6 protein-coding genes are annotated in these 3,357 nt (G+C 66.3%); 3 read left to right on the top strand and 3 right to left on the bottom strand.

Features of this window, described 5'->3' with window-relative positions:
* The coding region (locus ACFWF3_RS29305) for a CBS domain-containing protein (RefSeq protein WP_379316819.1) at nucleotides 1–394 on the top strand (394 nt) is incomplete at its 5' end.
* A gap of 1 nt (nucleotide 395) precedes the next feature.
* Here the strand turns inward: ACFWF3_RS29305 and ACFWF3_RS29310 are convergent.
* From ACFWF3_RS29310 to ACFWF3_RS29320, 3 genes are all read right to left on the bottom strand, one after another.
* Nucleotides 396–854: a deaminase gene (locus ACFWF3_RS29310; RefSeq protein WP_379316821.1), complete on the bottom strand. Its 459-nt coding sequence runs from the start codon at nucleotides 852–854 to the stop codon at nucleotides 396–398.
* Between the two features lie 144 nt (nucleotides 855–998).
* Nucleotides 999–1,673 carry a RibD family protein gene (locus ACFWF3_RS29315; protein ID WP_379316823.1) on the bottom strand — a complete coding sequence of 225 codons (675 nt, stop codon included), beginning with the start codon at nucleotides 1,671–1,673 and terminating at the stop codon, nucleotides 999–1,001.
* A gap of 8 nt (nucleotides 1,674–1,681) precedes the next feature.
* Complete coding sequence (locus tag ACFWF3_RS29320; RefSeq protein ID WP_379316825.1) at nucleotides 1,682–2,344, bottom strand: aminodeoxychorismate/anthranilate synthase component II; 663 nt, start codon at nucleotides 2,342–2,344, stop codon at nucleotides 1,682–1,684.
* A gap of 63 nt (nucleotides 2,345–2,407) precedes the next feature.
* Between ACFWF3_RS29320 and crgA the strand changes: the two genes are divergently transcribed.
* On the top strand, nucleotides 2,408–2,671 hold the full coding sequence (crgA, locus tag ACFWF3_RS29325) for a cell division protein CrgA (RefSeq protein WP_378634580.1): 264 nt from the start codon (nucleotides 2,408–2,410) through the stop codon (nucleotides 2,669–2,671).
* 84 nt (nucleotides 2,672–2,755) lie between these two features.
* A complete protein-coding gene (locus tag ACFWF3_RS29330) occupies nucleotides 2,756–3,205 on the top strand; it encodes a PH domain-containing protein (protein ID WP_379316827.1) in 450 nt (149 codons plus the stop codon).
* Nucleotides 3,206–3,357: the final 152 nt, after the last annotated feature.

Genomic DNA, 3,357 nt, shown 5'->3' on the forward strand with positions numbered 1-3,357 from the left:
GCCCGGTGCGCAGTGGATCACCCGTGGTGACACCGTGACGACCGCGGCGACGGCGATGGCCGATCTCGGGGTCGGATCGATCGTCGTCGCCGATGACGACGAGCGCATGTGCGGCATCATCACCGACCGCGACATCGTGGTGAAGTGCGTCGCGCTCGGTCTGTCACCTGATCTGACGACAGCGGCGGAACTCTGCGAGTCGACGCCGCGGTGGGTCAGCGCGGACGCCGATGTGGAAGACGTGCTCGACCAGATGGAATCGCACCGCGTGAAGCGGATGCCGGTGATCGAGAACAAGCGCCTCGTCGGGATGATCAGCGAGGCCGATCTGGCTCGGCACCTCGATGACAATCAGCTCGGCGAATTCGTGACCGCCATCTACGGGCGGCCCTGAGCTAACTCAGGTCGAGGTGGGTGTTCATCGACTTGGCTTCCGCGGCCAGGTCGGTGAGCTCCACCACGCGCACGCCATGGGTGCGCAGTTTGTCCACACCCTCGCAGGCGGCGACGAACAGGCTCGGCTCGCGCCAGGCGATCACCACCGTGGGAATGCCGGCGGCCAGGATGCGATCGGTGCACGGCAGCCGGGTGGCGGTGGCGCGGGTGGAGCACGGTTCGAGGGTGCTGTAGATCGTGGCCCTGGTCAGGCGGGGGTCGTCGGGGTCGAGCTTGTTGAGCGCGGACTCCTCGGCGTGCACCTTCTCGTCGGTTTCGCGAGAGAAGCCGGTCGCGATCTCCACCCCGTCGGCGACGATCACGGCGCCGACCGAATAGGCCGTCTCGCTGGGCGGACAGTTCCTGGCGAGCGCTATCGCCCTGTGCATGAACCGGTGGTCGGTGTCGTCGTGGCTCATGTCGTTTCCCTGTGGTCGGCGAGTTATCCACAACTCTCGCGTGATGTGGAATCGGTCATGTTCAGGTGTGGAGCAAAGTTGTCCGTGAACTGTGGACAGCTGAATTTTCCCAGGTCAATGCAGTGATTCTGTTCGCGGTATCAGTTAGTTGCGGGGCTGTGGATCGGGGCTGACCAGGTAGTTCAGCACAGCGACATCCCCAAGTTGTTCCACACCCGCCAGGTGCAACCTGCGACCGGCCCCGCCGGGGAACTGCGCCGGTCCGACGAAGCGCGGCGCCGCCGGATCGCCGACCAGGATCGGCGCGATCGCCAGCCGGATCTCGTCGACCAGATCGGCCGCGAGGAAGCCGGTGTGCATGCCGGTACCCCCTTCGACCATCAGCCTGTGGATACCTCGCGCGCCGAGGTCGGCGACGAGGGCCGGGAGCGCGACACGCTCGCCGAGGCTCACCACCTCGGCGAGTCCGTCGAGCCGGTCGCCCAGCCTCCCGGCACCCGCATCGGAGGTGTAGACGAGTTTGTCGCCGCCGGTGTGCCAGAAGCGCAGCCCCGGATCGAGATCACCGGAATCGGTGACGGTCACCTTCACCGGGAACTCCGGTTCGCCCGCCGCCACCCGAGCCGCCCGGCGCTCGGCGCTGTTCACCAGCAGGCGGGGATTGTCGGTGCGCAGCGTGTGCGCACCGATCAGGATCGCGTCGGATTCGGCACGGATCTGGTCGACCCGGTCGAAGTCGGCAGTGTTCGACAGCAGCAGGCGCTGTGCGCTCGCGTCGTCGATATAGCCGTCCAGACTCGCCGCCACCGACAACCGCACCCACGGCCTCACTGCGTGACCAGCGCGGCGACCTCCGCCTCGAGCGCGGAGACGAGTGCCTCGGACGGACGTTCGCCGCAGACCTCGAGCCAGTTGGCGAGCATCCGGTGGCCGCCTTGGGTGAGCACGGACTCGGGGTGGAACTGCACGCCGTGGATGGGCAGCGTGCGATGACGCATCGCCATCACGATGCCGCTCTCGGTGTGGCCGACCACCACCAACTCCTCGGAAATGGTTTCCGGGAGAACCGTCAGCGAGTGGTATCGGGTGGCGGTGAAGGGGTCGGGCAGGCCGGCCAACACGCCGGACCCGAGATGGAAAACATCACTGGTCTTGCCGTGCAGCAATTCGGGCGCCCGGTCGACGGTGCCGCCGAATGCCTCGCCGATCGCCTGGTGCCCGAGGCACACGCCGAGCAGCGGCTTGTTGTGCCGGGCCGCCGCGTGCACGAGCGGGATGCTCGCGCCCGCCCGGTCGGGACTGCCTGGGCCGGGGCTCACCAGCACGCCGTCGAACGCTCCACCTTCGTCCCCGACGGTGAGCAGGGTGTCCAGATCGTCGAGGCGGGGGTCATCATTGCGCCAGACCACGACGTCGGCACCAAGCTGGCCGAGGTACTGCACCAGGTTGAACACGAAGCTGTCGTAGTTGTCGACGACCAATACACGCATGCGTCGAGGGTACGGGAGTTGCGATAGCCTAGGAGTTACCTGTACTCCGAATTCGAGGACGTCATGCCCAAGTCCAAGGTCCGCAAGAAGGCCGACTACACCCCGAGCCCCGCCAGCCGCACGCCGGTGAAGGTGAAAGCGGGGCCGTCGCCGGTCTGGTACGTCGCGATCATGCTGGGCTTCATGCTCGCCGGCTTGGTGTGGCTGATCGTCTACTACCTGGCGCAGGACCACATCGGCTTCATGCTCGATCTGGGCGCCTGGAACTTCCTGATCGGGTTCGGCCTGATGGTCATCGGCCTGGTCATGACCATGCGATGGCGCTGATCGCAGCGGATTACACCGGTGTTATTCATGCACACCTGTGGATAACCCTGTGCACAACTCGAGGATAGAGGGGCGAACAACCGCGTGAACGATGCACAACCCGTCTCGTGGTCCACCCCTGTCGCAGGTCTGCTCGCCATCAGCGGCGGCGGGATCCTGCTGGCCGTGCTGGCAATCCTCGCCCAGGACGGCCCGAGCAGGCTGCTCATCGGCATCGCCGCCGTCGCCGTGCTGGCGATGTCCGCACTCGGCATCCGGCAGCGCCCTCGGCTCACCATGGTTCCCGGCCCCGCGCCGCGCCTGGTGGTCGGCACGCTCACCGGCCCGAAGGACTACCCACTCGACCGGATCGACCGGATCAGGATGGTCTCTTACCGCCGCATCGGCCGCAAATCCGCGATGCTCGAGGTCGACGTGCGCCACGAGGACACCGAGCGATTGCTGATCTTCGGCCGCTGGGACCTCGGTACCAATCCCCACGATGTGTACGACGCTCTGGTCGTCAACGGCTTCGCCTCGGTGACTTCGGACTGACGTTGTTTCACGTGAAGCAAAGAGAACTCCCCGCCGCGACGGTCCGCGGCGGGGAGTTCTGTGTGTGGCCTTGATCAGTCGATCGTGACGGCCGAGATGATGACCGGCTCGTCGGGGCGATCATTGCGATCGGTCTTCACCGAGGCGATAGC

It is taken from the genome of Nocardia sp. NPDC060220 (assembly GCF_042727815.1).
Lineage (GTDB): Bacteria > Actinomycetota > Actinomycetes > Mycobacteriales > Mycobacteriaceae > Nocardia.